Origin of the sequence: Methylobacterium sp., from assembly GCF_019750675.1 — a bacterium.
GTDB lineage: Bacteria > Pseudomonadota > Alphaproteobacteria > Rhizobiales > Beijerinckiaceae > Methylobacterium.
In genome coordinates, this window is record NZ_JAIEOF010000220.1 from 1 (window position 1) to 20,669 (window position 20,669).

Sequence of the window (20,669 nt, forward strand, 5' to 3'; positions counted from 1 at the left end):
CGTTCAAGGCCGAGATGCAGGGCACCCGCATCGTCCGCATGGTGCCCTACAAGGGCGGCAAGGCGAACGAGGGCCATAGCTGCGTGAAGGGCCGCTTCGCTTACGGCTACGCCACCCACAAGGACCGCATCACCAAGCCGATGATCCGCGACAAGATCACGGACCCCTGGCAGGAGGTCTCGTGGGAGGTCGCGATCGATCGCGCCGCATCCGAGTTCAAGCGCATCCAGGCCAAGTACGGCAAGGATTCGGTCGGCGGCATCACCTCGTCCCGCTGCACCAACGAGGAGGCGTACCTCGTCCAAAAGCTGGTACGTGCGGCCTTCGGCAACAACAACGTCGACACCTGTGCCCGCGTCTGCCACTCGCCCACCGGCTACGGCCTGATGTCGACGCTCGGCACCTCGGCCGGCACGCAGGACTTCGCCTCCGTGGCGCATTCCGACGTGATCCTGGTCATCGGCGCCAACCCCACCGACGGCCACCCGGTCTTTGCCTCGCGCATGAAGAAGCGCCTGCGGGAGGGCGCCAAGCTCATCGTCGCCGATCCGCGCAAGATCGACCTCGTGAAGTCGCCCCACATCAAGGCCGACCACCACCTGCCCCTCAAGCCCGGCTCGAACGTCGCCTTCATCAACTCGATGGCGCACGTCATTGTCACCGAAGGCCTCGTCGACGAGGCTTACGTGCGCGAGCGCTGCGACCTCGGCGACTTCGAGGCCTGGGCCCGCTTCGTGGCCGACGAGCGCCACTCCCCCGAAGCGCAGGCGACCTACACGGGCATCGACCCGGCCGAGCTTCGCGCCGCCGCGCGCCTCTATGCCAAGGGCGGGGCCGCCGGCATCTATTACGGTCTCGGCGTCACCGAACACAGCCAGGGCTCGACCATGGTCATGGGCATGGCCAACATCGCCATGGCCACGGGCAACATCGGCATGCTGGGCGCCGGCGTGAACCCGCTGCGCGGCCAGAACAACGTCCAGGGCTCCTGCGACATGGGCTCGTTCCCGCACGAGCTGCCGGGCTACCGCCACGTCTCGGACGACGCCACCCGCGAGACCTTCGAATCGCTTTGGGGCGTCTCCCTCGACCAGCATCCGGGCCTGCGCATCACGAACATGCTGGACGAAGCCGTCGATGGCGCCTTCAAGGGCATGTACATCCAGGGCGAGGACATCGCCCAGTCCGACCCGGACACGCACCACGTCACCGCCGGCCTGATGGCGATGGAGTGCATCGTCATTCAGGACATCTTCCTGAACGAGACGGCGAAATACGCCCACGTCTTCCTGCCGGGCGCATCGTTCCTGGAGAAGGACGGCACCTTCACCAACGCCGAGCGCCGCATTTCCCGCGTGCGCAAGGTGATGCCGCCGCTCTCCGGCGTGGGCGACTGGGAGGGCACGATGCTGCTCTCCAACGCCCTCGGCTACCCGATGAACTACAGCCACCCGAGCGAGATCATGGACGAGATCGCGTCCCTGACCCCGAGCTTCGCCGGCGTCAGCTTCGCCAAGCTCGACGAACTCGGTTCGATCCAGTGGCCGTGCAACGAGGCCGCGCCGCGCGGCACACCGATGATGCACGTGGATCGCTTCGTGCGGGGCCTCGGCAAGTTCATGATCACCGAATACGTGCCCACCGAGGAGCGCACCGGCCCGCGCTTCCCGCTCATCCTCACCACGGGTCGCATCCTGTCGCAGTACAATGTCGGCGCGCAGACCCGCCGCACGGAAAACTCGCGCTGGCACGAGGAGGACGTGCTGGAGATCCACCCCTTCGACGCCGAGGTGCGCGGTATCGTGGACGGCGATCTCGTCGCCCTGGAGAGCCGCTCGGGCGACATCGCCCTGAAGGCCATCGTGTCCGAGCGCATGCAGCCCGGCGTGGTGTATACGACCTTCCACCACGCCAAGACCGGCGCCAACGTGATCACCACCGACTACTCGGATTGGGCCACCAACTGTCCCGAGTACAAGGTCACGGCGGTGCAGGTCCGGCGGACGAACCGCCCCTCCGACTGGCAGGCGCGGTTCTTCGAGGAGGATTTCTCGTTGACCCGGATTGCGACCCAGCTGAATGCGGCCGAATGATCAAGACAGCCTGACGGCAGTGCCAGGCGACGCGGCCGTCGAGACCGCCCGGCGCGTCCCCACCCTGGTCGTCGCCTACGACGATCCGCAGCCCCGGGACGGCACACGCCCCCTGGCCGTGGAGATGCCGGTCAACCTCGTCTACGGCACCGTGCCCTACGCGGTGATGATGACGACGCCGGCCGACCTCGTGGACTTCGCCTACGGTTTCAGTCTGACTGAGGGCATCATCGCCTCGGCCGACGAGATCCGTTCGGTCGCGGTCGAGGCGGACGCGGCGGAGGGGGGCATGCGCCTCCTCGTCGACCTCGTGCCCGGACGTCTGCGCGAACATCTGGCGCGCAAGCGCGCCATGTCGGGCCGCACCGGCTGCGGGGTCTGCGGGATCGACGATCTCGCCGCCCTGCCCAAGGCGGAGGCGCCCCTGCACGGGGCGAAGCGTGTCACCATCGCGGCGATTCAGCGGGCGCTGCTCGCCATGGGCGACGCACAGGTCCTGAATGCCGAGACCCGGGCGGTCCATGCCGCGGCCTGGGCGGACCTCGACGGGACCCTGGTGGCGCTGCGCGAGGATGTCGGACGCCACAACGGCCTCGACAAGCTGATCGGCGCCCTGATCCGGCGCGGCACCGACCCGGCGGACGGCTTCGTCGTCATCACCAGTCGCTGCTCGTTCGAGATGGTCGAGAAGGCCGCGAGCCTCGGCGCCACGGTGCTGGTGGCGATTTCGGCCCCGACCTCGCTCGCCATCGACCGGGCTCGCCTTCACGGCATGACGCTCTGCGCCATCGCCCGCTCGGATACCCTGACGGTCTTCACCGGCCGCGAACGTCTCGATCTACCGGCGCAAGCCTAGACCCCGCGCGAGACCCGTCCCCGCCAAAGAGATATTCGAATCCATGAGCGCCCTGACGTCCGACGAGAAGCTGGTCCGCATGGCCAACCAGATCGCCACCTTTTTCCGCTCCTATCCGGAAGAGGAAGCTGTGGCCGGCATCCACAAGCACATCGTGGCCTTCTGGACGCCGAAGATGCGCGCCGCCCTCGAGGCCTACGGCCCGAACCCGGTGAGCGGCCTCGATCCGCTCGCGCTCCGGGCTATCCAGGATACGCCGCAGGCCGACAGCCCCGTTCGTGCCGGCACACGCGACCCGCACCTGCAGGGCGCCGGCGCCAGCGACGCCGGCTGAGCCATCGGCTCGGGCTAGGAAACACCGAAGGCCCGCGCGGTGGTCCGCGCGGGCCTTCGGTCCATTCGAGCGTCGGACGTTCAGTCCTTGTCGGCGTCCTTCGCGGTCGTGCCGGGCACGATCGTGGCGCCGCCGATCACCCGGACAGGACGCTTGGCGTCCGCCGGCACGTCCCGCCAGTTCTGGGCCGCCTTATCCGGCGGTGGCTGCACCGCGGCCGGCGTCGTGCTCGTGGCGGACGTGGCCGGCGTCATTGCCTGGGGCGGCGCGACCGCGGCGCTGGCTGCCCCGGGCTTCGCCTCGGGAGGCGTGGCGACGGCGGGCACGTCGGACAGCTTGGGAGCCTCCGGCGTCGCCGAGGGGACCGCGGGCTTCGTCGGCGGATTCAGGCGCACCACCTTGCGGGGCGTCTCGGATTTCGGGCGCGCCTCCGGCGTCCGGGCGTCCGGATTGAGGCCCATTGGATTTCGGTCAACCGGCTCGGTCCGGGAGGGCGTCGGCGCGCGCGGCACCGGATCGGGTCGCGCGGCGAGGTCGGACCGTCCGGCGAAATCGGCGGGGGGACGGCGGGGCTGAGCCTGCGGAAACGGAATGTCGGCGGGCGGGACGATACGCTCGGCCTCGCGGATCGGCCGGCGGGGCGCCTCGTCCTCCTCGGTCCAGCCGTAGCCGGGCGCGCGCCGCACGACGCGGGCGGGCATCTCGGGGGTCGGGGCGTCGAGGCGCTGGCGCCCGAGAACGCGGCCGTCGCGGGCGTCGACGAAGAGCCGCACCCGCTCGCCGTAGGGGTTGGAGGCTTCGACGATGTAGGCCTGACCGTCGAACCGAGGCCGCGTGACCTCGGTGAAACCGCGCTCGTTCAGGCGCCAGACGACGGCGCGCGGCGGCATGAACAGGTCCGGCTCGTAGGCAAATTGCGCCCGCGCCGCGTCGGGGCCGAGGGCCGTCAGGCAGAGGAGGAGCGCCAGGGAGCCTGCGGATGAGGCACGGCGTGACGGGAATGCGCGCATCAGCGTCCTGCGACACAAAGCCATGGATGACGGGTTCCGAAAGTGGGCTCGGTCCGGGGGCCAGCTGTTGGCGCGGGTCCCCCGGTCACGATCCGCTGGGTCGTGTCGACCCCGCATGCCGCTTGTGCTCGGCAAGTTCGGTAGAGCGTGGGAATGGGGCGAGATTGCGGGCCGGACGTGGCAGAATTGAAAGGCCTACGGACCGCTCGGATTCGTGCTCGCGGAGGGGCTGCGGCAACGTCGCGTCCGTTCGATGGGGCGCGGTGCTGGAAAACCGCAATGTGCGTCCCGGCACACCCTTGCTGGAGCGATTAGAATCTGTCACTTTCCGCCGGTAGGACAGCAAGGCTGTCCCATTTCCGGCAGGACGCCTGCGCGGATGGCCGTGGGGATCTCGCTCAGGTGACGTTGCCGGCGACCAAACGAGATTCGAAGCCGGTTGCCATTATGGCGATCCGGGCCCGCACGGCTTGAACCCAAGCCGGCGTCGAGCCCGCGAGGAGCGGGCGCTTCTGACCGAAGAACCCGCTTAGAGCCGACGCTGTCGAGAGACGCGAAACCCGGTGGCCCCTTGGCCCCTGGGCATGAAACATGCTCGCATGCGGGCAGGTCGGAGGCGAAGGATGGTGGACGTGGTCGCATTGTCTGAGTTCGGGGCGCTCCAGGCGTCGGTTCCCGCCACCCGCGACGGCACCGCGCCGCTGATCGTGCGCGACGCGGCTCTGCCCAAAGCCCAGGGCCTCTACGACCCGGCCCGCGAGAGCGACGCCTGCGGCGTCGGCTTCGTTGCCGACATGCACGACCGCCGCACCCACGCCATCGTCCAACAGGGTCTCCAGATCCTGAAGAACCTCGACCATCGCGGCGCCGTCGGCGCCGATCCGAAGATGGGCGACGGCTGCGGCATCCTCGTTCAGATCCCGCACGCCTTCTTCAAAGCGGAGTGCGAGGCCCTCGGCATCACCCTGCCGGAGCCGGGCCATTACGGCGTCGGCCAGTTCTTCATGCCGAAGGACGCCGAGGCTCGCCGCCTCGTCGAGGAGATCGTCGAGAAAGCGCTCGCCGACGAGGGCCTGCCCTTCCTCGGCTGGCGCGACGTGCCGGTCGATCCGAGCGACCTCGGGGTGATGGTCAAGGAAACCGAGCCCTGCCATCGGCAGATCTTCATCGGTCGCCCCGCCACCGTGGCGGACGAGGACGCTTTCGAGCGCCGCCTGTTCACCGCCCGCAAGGTCATCTCGAACAAGGTCTACGGTCTCAAGGACGAGCGCACGGGCACCTACTACCCGGTCTCCCTCTCGACCCGGACCATAGTCTACAAGGGCATGGTCCTGGTCGACCAGCTCGGCGAATATTATCGCGACCTGCAGGACGAGCGCTTCGTTTCGGGGCTGGCCCTGGTTCACCAGCGCTTCGCCACCAACACCTTCCCGACCTGGCGCCTGTCGCACCCCTACCGGATGGTCGCGCATAACGGCGAGATCAACACCCTGCGGGGCAACGTCAATTGGATGGCCGCCCGCCAGGCGAGCGTCGACTCCGAGCTGTTCGGCAACGACATCTCGAAGCTCTGGCCGATCTCCTACGAGGGCCAGTCCGACACCGCCTGCTTCGACAACGCCCTCGAGTTCCTCGTGCAGGGCGGCTACTCGCTCGCCCACGCGATGATGATGCTCATCCCCGAGGCCTGGGCCGGCAATCCGCTGATGAGCGAGGAGCGCCGCGCCTTCTACGAGTACCACGCCGCCCTGATGGAGCCGTGGGACGGCCCGGCCGCCGTCTGCTTCACCGACGGGCGCCAGATCGGCGCGACCCTCGACCGCAACGGACTGCGCCCGGCGCGCTACCTCGTCACCGAGGACGGCCTCGTGGTGCTGGCCTCCGAGATGGGCGTGCTGCCGATCCCCGACGAGAAGATCGTCGAGTCCTGGCGCCTCCAGCCGGGCCGCATGCTGCTCATCGATCTCGAGAAGGGGCGGATCGTCTCCGACGAGGAGATCAAGAGCGAGCTTGCCGCAGCCCACCCCTATGCCGAGTGGGTCAAGAACACCCAGATCGTGCTGGAAGACCTGAAGCCCGTGATCCCGCGCGCCTCGCGCTCGGACGTGTCGCTCCTCGATCGCCAGCAGGCCTTCGGCTACAGCCAGGAAGACCTCAAGCTGCTGATGGCGCCGATGGCCGTCACCGGCCAGGAGGCGGTGGGCTCCATGGGCACCGACACGCCGCTCTCGGCGCTCTCGGACAAGCCGAAGTCGCTGTATTCCTACTTCAAGCAGAACTTCGCGCAGGTCACGAACCCGCCGATCGACCCGATCCGCGAGGAGGCCGTGATGAGCCTCGTCTCGTTCATCGGGCCGCGCCCGAACCTGCTCGACATGGAGGGGGCGTCGCGCAAGAAGCGCCTCGAAGTCCGTCAGCCGATCCTGACAAACGGCGATCTGGAGAAGATCCGCTCGATCTCCCACTTCGAGGACCGCTTCGACACCAAGACCCTGGACATGACCTTCCCGGCCGAGACGGGTGCCGCGGCCATGGAGGGCGCGGTCGACCGTCTCTGCGACCGGGCCGAGGTCGCGGTGCGCGGCGGCTACAACATCATCATCCTGTCGGACCGCGGCGTCGGCCCGGATCGCATCGCGATCCCGGCGCTGCTGGCGACCGCCGCCGTGCACAACTACCTGATCCGCAAGGGCCTGCGCACCTCGGTCGGTCTCGTGGTGGAGTCGGGCGAGCCGCGCGAGGTGCATCACTTCGCGTGCCTGGCCGGCTACGGCGCCGAGGCGATCAACCCCTACCTCGCCTTCGAGACCCTCATCGCGATGAAGGACGAGTTCCCGCCGGACCTGACGCCGGACGAGATCGTCTACCGCTACATCAAGTCGATCGATAAGGGCCTGCTCAAGGTCATGTCCAAGATGGGCATCTCGACCTATCAGTCCTATTGCGGCGCGCAGATCTTCGACGCGATCGGCCTGAACTCGTCCTTCGTGGCGCGCGACTTCTTCGGCACGGCCACGACCATCGAGGGCATCGGCATGGCCGAGGTCGCGCAGGAGACCGCGCGGCGCCACGCCGACGCCTTCGGCGACGCGCCGATCTACCGGACCGCCCTCGACGTGGGTGGCGAGTACGCCTACCGCCTGCGCGGCGAGAGCCACACCTGGACGCCGGATTCGGTGGCGACGCTGCAGCACGCGGTTCGCCTCGGCCTGCCCGACCGCTACCGCGAATACGCGCGCCTGGTGAACGAGCAGGAGAACCACCTCAAGACGATCCGGGGCCTGTTCCGCATCAAGCAGGCGGCCGAACTCGGCCGGGCACCGGTGGACATCGAGTCCGTCGAGCCGGCGGCCGACATCGTCAAGCGCTTCGCCACGGGCGCCATGTCCTACGGCTCCATCTCGAAGGAAGCGCACGAGACGCTGGCCATCGCGGTCAACTCGTTCGGAGGCCGTTCGAACTCGGGTGAGGGCGGCGAGGAGGTCGAGCGCTTCAAGCCGATGGCGGACGGGCGCTCGCGCCGCTCGGCCATCAAGCAGGTGGCGTCCGGCCGCTTCGGCGTGACGACGGAATATCTCGTCAATTCCGACATGATGCAGATCAAGGTCGCGCAGGGCGCCAAGCCCGGCGAGGGCGGCCAGCTGCCCGGCCACAAGGTCGACGCCAAGATCGCCAAGGTCCGCTACGCCACCCCGGGCGTCGGTCTGATCTCGCCACCGCCGCATCACGACATCTACTCGATCGAGGATCTGGCTCAGCTGATCTTCGACCTGAAGAACGTGAATCCCGAAGCCGACGTCTCGGTGAAGCTCGTTTCCGAGGTCGGTGTCGGCACGGTGGCGACGGGTGTGGCCAAGGCACGCGCCGACCACATCACGATCTCAGGGTTCGACGGCGGCACGGGTGCCGCGCCGCTGACCTCGATCAAGCACGCGGGCGGTCCCTGGGAGACGGGTCTGGCCGAGACCCAGCAGACCCTGGTGCTCAGCCACCTGCGCGGGCGCGTCGTGCTCCAGGCCGATGGCGGCATTCGTACCGGCCGCGACGTGTTGATCGCGGCCCTTCTCGGGGCCGATCAGTTCGGCTTCTCCACCGCGCCACTGATCGCGGCCGGCTGCATCATGATGCGCAAGTGCCACCTGAACACCTGCCCGGTGGGTGTGGCGACGCAGGACCCCGTCTTGCGCAAGCGCTTCAAGGGCACGCCCGAGCACGTGATCAACTACTTCTTCTTCGTGGCCGAGGAGCTGCGCGAGCTGATGGCGTCCATGGGCTTCACCAAGCTCGAGGACCTCATCGGCCGGGCCGACTTCCTCGACACGTTGGAGGTCATCAACCACTGGAAGGCGCGCGGCCTCGACTTCTCGAAGCTGTTCCACCGTCCGGAGGTGCCCGAGCACGTCGCGATCCGCCACACCGAGAAGCAGAAGCACCCGATCGACACGGTCCTCGACCGCCGCCTGATCGCCGGTGCGCAGTCGGCCCTCGATGGCGGCGACCCGGTCGTGCTGCAGGACGTGATCCGGAACTCGGACCGCACGGCGGGCGCCATGCTGTCCGGGGCCGTGGCCAAGCGCTACGGCCACGAGGGTCTGCCCGACGACACCATCCGGGTCGAACTGTCGGGCACCGCCGGCCAGAGCTTCGGCGCCTGGCTGGCGGCCGGCGTCACCCTGGCGCTCACGGGCCATGCCAACGACTACGTCGGCAAGGGTCTCTCGGGCGGCAAGCTGATCATCCGCCCGTCCGACGCCCTCAAGGCTCCCGGTTCGCACACGATCATGGCCGGCAACACCGTGCTGTACGGGGCGATCGCGGGCGAGGCCTACATCCGTGGTTCCGCCGGCGAGCGCTTCGCGGTCCGCAACTCCGGCGCCATCGCGGTGGTCGAGGGCATGGGCGACCATGGCTGCGAGTACATGACAGGCGGCGTCGTCGTGTCGATCGGCGAGACCGGACGCAACTTCGCGGCCGGCATGTCGGGCGGCATCGCCTACGTGCTCGACGAGGACGGCTCGTTCTCGGCCCGCTGCAACCTCTCGATGGTCGATCTCGAACCCGTCGAGGAAGAGGACGATCTGATGCGTCGCTTCCACCAGGACGGCGACCTGGAAACGAAGGGCCGAGTCGACATCCTGGCCGACATGTCGGGCCACGACGAGGAGCGCCTGTCCCAGCTCATTACCAATCACCTGAAGTACACGGGTTCCCCGCGTGCCAAGGCGATCCTGGACGACTGGGCCGGCTACCGCACCAAGTTCGTCAAGGTGATGCCGGTGGAGTACCGCCGGGCCCTGCGCGAGATGGAGATGGCGCGGATGCCGGTGGCGGCGGAATAGAGCCTGCGACACTGACGGAAGTGGCGGACCGGCGAAGATGCCGGTCCGGTGGACGAGAGCGGAACAGGCCGATCCGGCCGCCATCCGCGCGACGGATCAGACAGACTCGCGAAAGACGATCAGACGATGGGCAAGGTCACGGGCTTCCTCGAATTCGACAGGCAGGAGCAAAAGTATCAGCTTGCCGCCGATCGCGTGCGGCACTTCCGCGAGTTCACGCTGCCGCTCGACGAGCATGACCTGAAGAAGCAGGCGGCCCGCTGCATGGATTGCGGCATCCCGTTCTGCCACGGCGACACCGGCTGCCCGGTCCACAACCAGATCCCGGACTGGAACGAACTCGTCTACCAGTCGGACTGGCAGGAGGCCGCGCGCAACCTGCACTCCACCAACAACTTCCCGGAATTCACCGGCCGCATCTGCCCCGCGCCCTGCGAGGAGGCCTGCACGCTGAATCTCGAGAATCAGCCGGTGGCGATCAAGACCATCGAGCAGGCCATCGCGGATCGCGCCTGGAACAACGGCTGGGTCAAGCCCGAGCCGGCCGACCACAAGACCGGCAAGAAGGTCGCGGTGATCGGCTCTGGTCCGGCGGGCCTGGCTGCCGCGCAGCAGCTCGCCCGCGTCGGCCACGAGGTCCACGTATTCGAGCGCGAGCCGAAGGCCGGGGGACTGCTTCGCTACGGCATCCCCGACTTCAAGATGGAGAAGCGCCACATCGACCGGCGCGTGAAGCAGATGGAAGCCGAGGGCGTGCGCTTTCACTACGGCGTCAATGTCGGCGTGACCAAGCCGCTCGATGAACTCACCGCCGAGTTCGACGCGGTGCTGTTCGCGGGCGGCGCCGAGGACCCGCGCAACCCGCAGTTGCCCGGCCAGGATCTCGCCGGCGTGCATTACGCCATGCCGTTCCTCGTGCAGTCGAACCGTCGGGTCGGCGCCGAGCCGATGCCGGGCAACGGCGAGGCGCCGATCCTGGCCACCGCCAAGAACGTGGTGGTGATCGGCGGCGGCGACACCGCCTCGGATTGCGTCGGGACCTCGTTCCGCCAGGGCGCCCTGTCGGTGACGCAGCTCGACATCCGCCCGCGCCCGCCGGAGCGCGAGGACAAGCTCTCGGTCTGGCCGTACTGGCCGACCAAGATGCGGACCTCGTCGAGCCAAGCCGAGGGTGCCGAGCGCGAGTTCCAGGCGGCGACCCTTCGCCTGGAGGGCAAGAAGGGCAAGCTGACCGGCGTGGTCTGCACCCGCGTCGACGAGAAGCGCCAGCCGATCCCCGGCGGCGAGTTCGTCCTGCCGGCCGACCTCGTGTTCCTGGCGATCGGGTTTGCGGGTTCGGTGCGCAAGGGGCTCCTGGAAGAGTCCGGTGTCACCATGGACAAGCGCGGCAACGTCACGGCCAACGAGCTCGACTACCGGACCTCGAACGAGAAGATCTACGCGGCCGGCGATATGCGTCGGGGCCAGTCCCTCGTGGTCTGGGCCATCCGCGAGGGTCGTCAGGCGGCGCGCTCCATCGACGAGGCGTTGATGGGCGCCAGCATCCTGCCGCGCTGAGGCGACGTCCCACCGGACTGCGCCTGTCGCGCGGTCGCAGTCCGGAACACGCCGGCCCCATACATGATTGCCGTCCTGACACGAACCATGTCTGGACCCGCGCATGACCAAGCCGATGGCCGAACCCAAGATCGAACCCTATGAGGGCCCGGCGGGGGGCTGGGGTTCGGCGGGCTCCCTGGCCGAGATCCTGACGCGAGAGCAGATCCCGGTCTCGGGCGCGGCCCTGCTGTTGAAGCAGAACAAGCCCGACGGCTTCATGTGCACGTCCTGCGCCTGGTCGAAGCCGGCCAAACCCAATACCTTCGAATATTGCGAGAACGGCGCCAAGGCGACCGTCTGGGAGCAGACCGCCAAGCGGGTCGGGCCGGATTTCTTCGCCCGCCATTCGGTGACCGAACTTCTCACCTGGACGGACTACGCCCTCGAAGAGAAGGGGCGGTTGACCCACCCGCTCCGCTACGACCCGGGAAGCGATCGCTATCTGCCGGTGACGTGGGCGGCCGCGTTCGCCGAGATCGGCCGCGAGTTGCGCGCCCTCGATCCGAATGCGGTGGTCTACTACACGTCGGGCCGTGCGTCCCTCGAGACTTCGTACATGTACGCGCTGATGGCGCGCATGCACGGCACCAACAACCTGCCCGATTCCTCGAACATGTGCCACGAGCCGACCTCGGTCGGCCTCAAATCCTCGATCGGGTCGCCGGTCGGCACCACGATCCTGGAAGACTTCGAGTCCACGGATCTGATCCTGTTCTTCGGCCAGAACGTCGGCTCGAACGCCCCCCGCATGCTCCACCCCCTGCAGGAGGCACGGAAGCGGCGCGTTCCGATCATCACCTTCAACCCGCTGCGGGAGCGCGGCCTCGAGCGCTTCACCAATCCGCAATCGCCGACCGAGATGCTGACGCGGACCTCGACCGAGATCTCGACGCAATACCATCAGGTCAAGGCGGGCGGCGACCTCGCGGCGATCACCGGGATGTGCAAGGTCCTGATCGCCGCCGACCGCGAGGCCATGGAGGTCGGGCGCCCGCGCATCCTCGACGTCGATTTCATCGCGGAGCACACGCACGGCTTCCGGGAGTTCGTCGCCTTCTGCGATTCCCAGGGCTGGGCGGAGATCGAGGCGCGCTCGGGGCTGACCCGCGAAGCGCTGGAAGCGGCCGCGACCGTCTACGGGCGCGCCCGCTCGGTGATCGCCGTCTACGGCATGGGCCTCACGCAGCACCGCCGCGGCACCGAGGGCGTGCAGATGCTCGTCAACCTCATGCTGCTGCGCGGCAATGTCGGCCGCCCCGGGGCCGGTCTCTGCCCCGTGCGCGGGCATTCCAACGTGCAGGGCCAGCGCACCGTCGGCATCACGGAGAAGCCGGAACTGGCGCCCCTGGACAGGCTGAAGGAACTCTACGGTTTCGAGCCGCCGCGAGAGAAGGGCCGCAACACCGTCGAGGCCTGCGAGGGCATCATCTCCGGCGATGTGAAGGCGTTCATCGGTCTCGGTGGCAACTTCGTCCGGGCCGTGCCCGATACGGTTCGCATGGAGGAGGCTTGGCGCGCCTTGCGTCTCTCTGTGCAGATCTCGACCAAGCTCAACCGCTCGCATCTCGTGCATGGTGCGGTCTCCTACATCCTGCCTTGCCTCGGCCGCATCGAGGTCGACGTGCAGGCGAGCGGACCTCAGGCGGTCTCGATGGAGGATTCGACCTCCTGCTTCCACGGCTCGCGTGGCCAGACCAAGCCCGTCAGCGACGGGGTGCGCTCGGAGCCCTGGATCGTCGCCGAGATGGCCAAGGCCCTGCTGCCGCCGAACCCGAAGGTGGATTGGGACGGCTGGGTCGGGGACTACGCCCGTGTCCGCGACGCGATCGAGGCGACGTATCCGGACGTGTTCCACGATCTCAACGGCCGGATGTTCCAGCCCGGCGGCCTGCACAAGCCCCTCGCGGCCCGCGACCGCAAGTGGGATACGGAGACCGGCAAAGCCAACTTCACCGTCCCGGGCGGGCTGGAGGCGGACCCGGACATGCGCAGCAATCGCCGCGACGTGCTCGACCTGATCACCCTGCGCTCCAACGACCAGTTCAACACCACCGTCTACGGCTACGACGACCGCTTCCGCGGCGTGAAAGGCACACGGATGGTGCTGTTCATGAACGCCAACGACCTGGAGCGGCTCGGACTCGCCGATGGCGAGATGGTAGATCTCTCCGCCGAGGCCGACGACGAATTCGTGCGGGAGGTCAGCGGCCTGCGGGTGATCCGGTACAGCATCCCCGAGGGCAATGTCGGCGGCTATTACCCCGAACTCAACGCCTTGATTCCGCTCTGGCATTACGACGCGCAGGCGATGACGCCGGCCGCCAAGGCGATCCCGGTGCGGATCCGGAAGGGGAAGCCGATCGCCGTCGCCGATTGACGCCGGCGCGGTTTTCCGGAGCCGGTCCCCTCGACGGCCGGCGCCACCGACCCATAATCGGGGCATGGAACGCTCCGACGACGCCCATGACCGCGACGCCCATGAGCGCCGCCAGACCATCATCGACCGGATGCTCGCGCAAGCGCTGCATCCGGTCTCGAACGACCGGAGCCCGAGCCACGACGGGCTGCCCGACGACATGCGGCTGGTGGTGGACGTACTCCTGGCCAAAGCCGAGGCGCAGCGGCAGCGTCGCCTGACCTACGAGGACCTGGAGGAGGCGCTGCCCCCGCGTGACGTGACCGCCGAGGACCTGGAGGCGATCTTCTGGATCCTCTCCGAGCATGGCATCGCCATCGAGGACGGGGATCCCGCCGGAGACTGAGCGCATTCGCGCGAGACTTCGAAGTATGTGGGGTTAGGATCGCCGGTCGATCCATCCAAGGTGGCTTGCCGAGCGTCGCGCGAATGCCTGTCAGCTTCCGGCCCTCTCTCGCATCCGCCAAAGAACCGCTCTATAAGCCGCCCTTCTCCGTGGGGCCTTCCGCCTGCGCGGAGCCGACCGAAAGGCGGAACGGAGACGATTATGGCCGAGCGTTGGACACCGAAGACCTGGCGAAACCTGCCGATTCAGCAGGTGCCCGCCTATCCGGATGCCGCCGCCCTGGAATCGGTCGAATCGCAACTCGCGAGCTTTCCGCCGCTGGTTTTTGCAGGTGAGGCGCGCAAGCTGAAGTCGGCGCTGGCCCGCGTCTCCACCGGCGACGCCTTCCTCCTGCAGGGCGGAGACTGCGCCGAAAGCTTCGACGAGCATTCGGCCGACAACATTCGCGATTTCTTCCGCGTGTTCCTGCAGATGGCGCTCGTCCTCACCTTCGCGGGCGGTTCGCCCGTGGTGAAGGTCGGCCGCATCGCCGGGCAGTTCGCCAAGCCGCGCTCCTCGCCCACCGAATCGATCGGGGGCGTGACGCTGCCGAGCTACCGCGGCGACATCGTCAACGGGCTGACCTTCACGGAGGAAGCGCGGGTGCCCGACCCGCGCCGTCAGCTCGAGGCGTACCGCCAGTCGGCGGCGACGCTCAACCTCCTGCGCGCCTTCGCCACCGGCGGCTACGCCAACCTGGAGAACTCGCATCGCTGGATGCTCGGCTTCGTGAAGGATTCGCCGCAATCCTCGCGTTACGCCGACTGTGCCGAGCGGATGACCGAGACGCTCGACTTCATGCGCGCCATCGGCATCAACCCGGAGACGCACCAGGAAGTCCGGACGACGGATTTCTATACGAGCCACGAGGCCCTGCTGCTCGGCTACGAGGAGGCGCTGACGCGCGTCGATTCGACGAGCGGCGACTGGTACGCCACCTCGGGCCACATGCTGTGGATCGGCGACCGCACGCGGCAGCCGGACCACGCCCACGTGGAATATGCCCGCGGGATCAAGAACCCGATCGGCCTCAAGTGCGGGCCGTCCATGACCGCCGAGGGCCTGATCCGGCTCGTGGACCAGCTCAACCCGGCCAACGAGGCCGGGCGGCTGACGCTGATCTGCCGATTCGGCGCCGAGAAGGTGGGCGACCACCTGCCGGGGCTGATCCGTGCGGTGGAGCGCGAGGGACGCAACGTGGTCTGGGTCTGCGATCCCATGCACGGCAACACGATCTCGGCCGGTGGCTACAAGACCCGGCCCTTCGAGCGCGTGATGCAGGAGATCGAGGGATTCTTCGGCGTCCATCGCGCCGAGGGTACGGTCGCGGGCGGCATCCACCTGGAGATGACCGGCAAGGACGTCACCGAGTGCACTGGCGGCGCCCGGGCGCTGACGGCGGAGGACCTGCAGGACCGCTACCACACCTACTGCGATCCCCGGCTCAACGCGGAGCAGGCCCTCGAAGTGGCGTTCCTCACCGCCGAACTCGTCAAGCGCGAGCGCACCGCGATCGAGCGGCCGCGCCTCGACGCCGCCGAGTAAGATCCGGGCGCATCGGGTCGGTGCCACGGCACCGATTCGATGCGCCCAGCGATCGCGCGGGTATCAGGCGGCGATCATCGCGTCGCCAAAATGGCGGACCAGTCCCATCTCGAGCTTGCCGGTCATGCCTTCCAGGATCGCGATGGCGTCCCGGGCCGGCATCGGGGGCTTGTAGGAGCGGCGCTCGGTCAGCGCCGCGTAAATGTCGCAGATCGTCAGCAGCCGAACGGTGTCGCTGATGTCTGCGCCGACGAGCCCGTCCGGATAGCCAGAGCCATCCAGCATCTCGTGATGGTGGCGGACGGCGCCGAGGGTGGCGGCATCACAGCCGCTTTCCTTCAGGATGTCGTACCCGATCACCGGGTGACGCCGCATGATCGCGGTTTCGTCCGCGTCGAGCCGCCCCGGCTTGTTCAGGATCTCGCGGGGGATGCGCGCCTTGCCGACATCATGCAGCAGGGCGGCGCGCACGAAGTGCTCACGATCCTCGGCGCGAAAGCCGAGATGCAGCACGAACTGCGCCGCCACGCCGGCCACCAGCAGGCAATGCTGGTAGGTCGCGTCGTCGTGGGTCCAGACCGTCTCCAGCCATCGCGTCAAGCCACCCTCGCGCACGGCGGACAGGATGGGGTCGAGCCCCGCATCGACGCTCGGCAGGTCGATCGTGCCGCCGTCGCGAACACCGTCGAACAGGCCGGTGAGGACCTCGGTCGCTTGTGAGATGCCGCGAAGTACGGGCTCGGCCACCGCGTCGGCCTCCGGCGGGGTGATCTGATCGAGGAGCGCCTGGACGACGATGTGCGGCGCCGTGTAGGCCGGGAAGCAGACGGTCGCGCCGAGATCGCGCGCGAGACGCAGGTCCTGGTCGGAGGTCGAGCGCAGCAAGCAGAGGAGCGGAATCGTGGCGGCCCTGCCGTGCGGCACGAGCGCACGTACGCGCGTCACGGCCTCGCGTCGGCTCAGGGTCAGATCGGAGACGACGGCGCGGGGCGCAGCGTGGACGGCCCGGTCCTCGCCGTTCGCGAACACCTCGCAGGGTCCGATCGTCCTGATTAACGTTTCCAGCGCGGCGCTTCGATCCGGTCGGTCCGTCAGCAGAAAGATGGCGCTCTGTTGCATGAAGCCACGGTACCTCCCCACGCGATACCTACGCCTCAATCGAAAACAAGTCGTTTATCGAGACCAATCATCGAAGGCCTATTCGATGAACGCCCGACAATAGTCGACCAGTGGTTGAATGCAGATCAGTAACAATAAAAATATCTATTAATTCAATACAGATAGAGCGGCAAAAACTCACACGACCCGATCGATAGGCCGTAAATGATATAATACGGTAAATAGGGCAATAACTATTTGTATAATTTGTAAAAATATAAGATTTAATCCATTAATCCTATTAAAAACACCTCATTTAGAAATTCCCAATAAATTTTCGTCGCGAAGCCTCGCATGAGATGATGGATCATTCTTGAGCTCGATTAATTACAGCCCAATCACCAATTCGTGATATTTCGAGAAGTCGTCGCCTTTCCGACTTTTTGCCTTGCAACATTGATTGCGTAAGCTTTCCGACCCGGAACCATCTTGTCCCGCGCGCCCGCAATATCACGAGGCTTCCCCCTGGCGCCGAGCAACCGGGTGCCGATCTAAGCCGGCTCGCTCGTCGACCCATCCTGCTTCGAACGGCAGTCGGCGCAATCGTGCCGCCGAGGTCGGGGACCGCGAGGCCAACGGGAAATCAGGTTTGATCCGTCGGAAATTCGCGGTGAGCCTGCAGCCCGTCGGGCCGGATGATTGGCCGGTTGTCTCGTCGAGACGCGCTCATCATTTACCAGATGAGATTCCCCACATCGTCATTCCCCGCCGGCGTGATGGCGAAAGCCTGCCAGGTCGAGCGCTATCGTCCCCTCGGAAATCATGAGGAACGGCGCGTGCGCCCAGTCGGGGTCGATACGAAAACGAGGGCGGCGCACCGCGTGGGTCTGACCGCAGGGAACACGTTGCACACTTCGTTTCTCGTCGTGGCGCCGCTTGGTTCGTGGTACACCAAGAGCCGGGAGCCACGCATCTGTTCACGTTACGTTGTGGATTGAGATGGCCTCTTGAATGCGTCGATGTTCCCTAGCATCGGCGCTCGCCGCCGGGTCTCCAAGTGCCCGGCGCCTCCCCCTTCTCGAACGTCCGTGATCCGTATCCCGTGAAGATCGCCATCATCGCGCATCTCAAGTTCCCGATCGCTCAACCGTTTTCGGGAGGGTTGGAGATGCACACGCATCTGCTCGCATCCGCACTTCAGGCCCGAGGCCACACGGTCACGCTCTACGCCTCGGAGGGCTCCGGCGGGACCTTCGATCTGGTTCCGGTCTGCGCCCCCACCGGCTGCGCCTTCGACGACGTCTCGGAGGCTCGGATCGATGCCGCCGAGCACGCGGCCTATGTGCGGATCATGGATGCGGTCGCCGCCGGCGGCTACGACTTCGTGCACAACAACAGCCTGCACTACCTGCCGCTGCTCCGGGCCGGTGAACTCGCGGTGCCGATGGTGACCGCGCTGCATACGCCTCCCTTCGAGCCCTTTGTGCGGGGCGTCCGGGCCCGGGCCCGTGACATGACCTTCGCGGCCGTGTCGCCGTCCCTGGCGCGGGAGTGGCGTGACCTGATCGGCGAGCCGCAGGTCATCGGCAACGGCATCGATCTCGACGCCTTCGCGTATTCCGCGCGGCCGGTGGGCGCCCCCCACGCGATCTGGATGGGTCGCCTCGTGCCGGAGAAGGGGCCGCACCTCGCCATCGACGCCGCCCGCGCGGCCGGGCTGCCCCTCAAGTTCGCCGGGCCACGCTCGAACCCGGCCTACTGGGACAGCGAGATCGCGCCCCGCCTCGGCGACGACATCACCTATCTCGGGCATCTCGGTCATGACGATCTCGCCCGGCGGGTCGGCGAGGCGCATGTCGCCCTGTGCACGCCCCGCTGGGAGGAGCCCTTCGGCCTCGTGCTGGCCGAGTTCCTGGCTTGCGGAACGCCCGTCGCCGCCTTCCGGCGCGGCGCCATTCCCGACATCCTGGATGCGTCCTCCGGCGTGCTGGCGGAGGCTGACGACGTGGCCGATCTCGGGCGGGCCGTGACCCGCGCCATCCACCTCAACCGGGCCGATTGCCGGCGGCGGGCCGAGCACCTCTTCGACGCGAGCACCATGACGGACCGCTACGAGGATCTCTACGAGATCGAGTTGAAGCGCGCCGCCCGCGCGGCCATCGCGGCCCGTGTCAGCAATGCGTGAGCCGGACCTGTCCTTCGGGCGGGCCGTCGTCTGCGTGCCCGCCCGCAACGAGGTCGAGACGCTGCCGCGTCTGATCCGCTCCCTCGCCGCGCAGGTCGGGAACGACGACGGCACCCGCCTGCGGGTCCTCGTGCTCGCCAACAACTGCACCGACGCGACGGTCGAGGTGCTCGCCGGCATGGTGCGCGACGGCGGCACCCTGGGTCTGGATCTCCGGGTGATCGAGGCCGCCATCCCGGCGCCAGAGGCCCATGTCGGGACCGCGCGCCGGCGCTCCCTCGACGAGGGTGCCGCGTGGCTCTCGGGGGACGGCGTCACGGACGCTGTCCTTCTCAGCACCGACGCGGACGCGGTCGCGCCGCCCGACTGGGTACGGGCCAACCTGCGTGCGCTGCGCAACGCCGAGATCGTCGGTGGACGGCTCTTGCTCCAGGCGGATGCACAGACGCAGGACTCGGCCCTGCGCACGCTGCACCTGCGGATCGAGGAATACTGGTCATCGGTCCGCGCGCTGGAGGATCGGCTCGATCCCCCGGCCCACGATCCGGCGCCGCGCCACGGCGACCACGTCGCAGCGAGCCTGTGCCTGCGAGCGGACCTCTACCGTGCGGTGGGCGGTCTGCCCGCCATCCCGTGCGGCGAGGACAACGCCCTGGTCTCACGGGTGCGGGCGCATGGTGGCCGGGTGCGCCATTGCCCGCAGGTCTCGATCGCGGTTTCCGACCGTGGCATCGGCCGCGTCCAGGGCGGCATGGCCACGGAGATGAGCCGCCGCGCCCGCGTGGCCGCCGGTGCGGAAGCCTACTGCCTGCCTCCGGCCGAGCATTGGCGCGCGCTGATCGAGCGCCGCCGCGCCGTGGCCGCCGCCTACGATCATCCCGAGGGGCCGGAAGCGGGCCTGGCGGCCCTCTGTCTCGCGCCGGCCGACATCGCCGCCATCGCGCCGGCCGCCTGCCCGAATGCCATCGCGCTGGTCGAGCGCGTGGAGGCGCGGGTCGGCGAGGGCATTCCCGAGGCGGTCCCGGTCCCCCTGGACGAGGCCCTGGACGGACTCCATGCGCTGCTCGGCCGGCCCCGGATGGCGCGCGTCGCATGAAGCGGCGGCCGATCGGCTACTACGTCCACCACCAGGGCGCCGGCCATTGGCAGCGCGCCAACCGCATCGCCGCGGCCCTCGACCGCCCGGTGACGCTGATCGGGACCCTGGCGGACATCGACACACGCGATGCCTCCGGCGCTCTTCTCGATCTGCCTGACGACCGCCTGAGCGAACGTTTCGACGGCCTCGACGATGCGTCCGAGCGGCCCGAGGCGCTGCATTACGCCCCGGTCGGGGCGGACAACATCCGCGCGCGCATGGGCCGCCTCGCGGCCTGGATCGTGGAAGCCGATCCGGCGCTGATCGTCGTCGACGTCTCGGTGGAGATCACCCTGTTCGCCCGCCTGATGTCGGTACCGACCCTGACGGTGCGCCTGTCGGGCAACCGCACCGATACGCCCCATTGCGAAGCGTTCCGCAGCGCGGAGGCGGTTCTGGCCTTCTTTCCCCCCGAACTCGAAGCGGCCGGGACGCCGGATTGGGTTCGGGCCAAGACCCTCTATGCCGGCCTACCGGCTCCCGAACGGATGCCGCCGACGCCGGAGGACGGCTCGATCCTGGTGATCTACGGACGCGGCGGCGAGGGCGGACGCCTGACGGATCTGGCTGAGGCGGCCCGGGCGGTCCCGGACCGGTCCTGGCACGTGCTCGGACCCGTTGAGAACGCGGGCGGGGAGCGGCCAGCGAATCTCCACCTGCACGGATGGGTC

Annotated in this window: 13 protein-coding genes; 11 read left to right on the forward strand and 2 right to left on the reverse strand. The window is 68.0% G+C overall.

The genetic code is table 11. The features are described from left to right. The 3 genes from fdhF to K2X24_RS11695 form a co-directional block, all read left to right on the forward strand. Positions 1 to 2,093: formate dehydrogenase subunit alpha (gene fdhF / locus K2X24_RS11685; RefSeq protein ID WP_292498098.1), on the forward strand; the 2,093-nt coding region annotated here is incomplete at its 5' end. Further along, a complete protein-coding gene (gene fdhD / locus K2X24_RS11690) occupies positions 2,080 to 2,949 on the forward strand; it encodes a formate dehydrogenase accessory sulfurtransferase FdhD (protein WP_292498100.1) in 870 nt (289 codons plus the stop codon). The genes fdhF and fdhD, both read left to right, overlap by 14 nt. Before the next feature lie 43 nt (positions 2,950 to 2,992). Continuing rightward, positions 2,993 to 3,283, forward strand: coding sequence for a formate dehydrogenase subunit delta (locus K2X24_RS11695; RefSeq protein WP_292498103.1), 291 nt, complete (start codon positions 2,993 to 2,995; stop codon positions 3,281 to 3,283). Positions 3,284 to 3,363: 80 nt separating this feature from the next. Here the strand turns inward: K2X24_RS11695 and K2X24_RS11700 are convergent, their stop codons facing one another. Next, entirely contained in the window at positions 3,364 to 4,293 is a 930-nt protein-coding gene (locus tag K2X24_RS11700; protein WP_292498104.1) for a hypothetical protein, read from the reverse strand. A gap of 641 nt (positions 4,294 to 4,934) precedes the next feature. Between K2X24_RS11700 and gltB the strand changes: the two genes are divergently transcribed. From gltB to K2X24_RS11725, 5 genes are all read left to right on the forward strand, one after another. Next, positions 4,935 to 9,632 carry a glutamate synthase large subunit gene (gene gltB, locus K2X24_RS11705; RefSeq protein WP_292498122.1) on the forward strand — a complete coding sequence of 1,566 codons (4,698 nt, stop codon included), beginning with the start codon at positions 4,935 to 4,937 and terminating at the stop codon, positions 9,630 to 9,632. A gap of 126 nt (positions 9,633 to 9,758) precedes the next feature. After that, positions 9,759 to 11,189, forward strand: coding sequence for a glutamate synthase subunit beta (locus K2X24_RS11710; RefSeq protein WP_292498107.1), 1,431 nt, complete (start codon positions 9,759 to 9,761; stop codon positions 11,187 to 11,189). 115 nt (positions 11,190 to 11,304) lie between these two features. Beyond that, positions 11,305 to 13,608 (forward strand): FdhF/YdeP family oxidoreductase, encoded by a 2,304-nt coding sequence (locus K2X24_RS11715; protein ID WP_292498124.1) that lies wholly within the window; start codon positions 11,305 to 11,307, stop codon positions 13,606 to 13,608. Between the two features lie 64 nt (positions 13,609 to 13,672). Further along, entirely contained in the window at positions 13,673 to 13,993 is a 321-nt protein-coding gene (locus tag K2X24_RS11720) for an RNA polymerase sigma factor region1.1 domain-containing protein (RefSeq protein ID WP_292498109.1), read from the forward strand. Between the two features lie 201 nt (positions 13,994 to 14,194). Continuing rightward, entirely contained in the window at positions 14,195 to 15,577 is a 1,383-nt protein-coding gene (locus K2X24_RS11725; protein WP_292498112.1) for a class II 3-deoxy-7-phosphoheptulonate synthase, read from the forward strand. Between the two features lie 63 nt (positions 15,578 to 15,640). On the opposite strand, the gene K2X24_RS11730 is transcribed toward K2X24_RS11725, so the two are convergent. Then, positions 15,641 to 16,606: an HD domain-containing phosphohydrolase gene (locus K2X24_RS11730; RefSeq protein WP_366934485.1), complete on the reverse strand. Its 966-nt coding sequence runs from the start codon at positions 16,604 to 16,606 to the stop codon at positions 15,641 to 15,643. 1,171 nt (positions 16,607 to 17,777) lie between these two features. Here K2X24_RS11730 and K2X24_RS11735 point away from each other — a divergent pair. The 3 genes from K2X24_RS11735 to K2X24_RS11745 form a co-directional block, all read left to right on the forward strand. Beyond that, positions 17,778 to 18,860, forward strand: coding sequence for a glycosyltransferase family 4 protein (locus K2X24_RS11735; protein WP_292498115.1), 1,083 nt, complete (start codon positions 17,778 to 17,780; stop codon positions 18,858 to 18,860). After that, positions 18,853 to 19,956: a glycosyltransferase family 2 protein gene (locus K2X24_RS11740; protein WP_292498117.1), complete on the forward strand. Its 1,104-nt coding sequence runs from the start codon at positions 18,853 to 18,855 to the stop codon at positions 19,954 to 19,956. The genes K2X24_RS11735 and K2X24_RS11740 overlap by 8 nt, the downstream gene beginning before the upstream one ends. Further along, positions 19,953 to 20,669 (forward strand): glycosyltransferase (locus K2X24_RS11745; protein WP_292498120.1); only part of this gene is annotated, 717 nt, incomplete at its 3' end. The genes K2X24_RS11740 and K2X24_RS11745, both read left to right, overlap by 4 nt.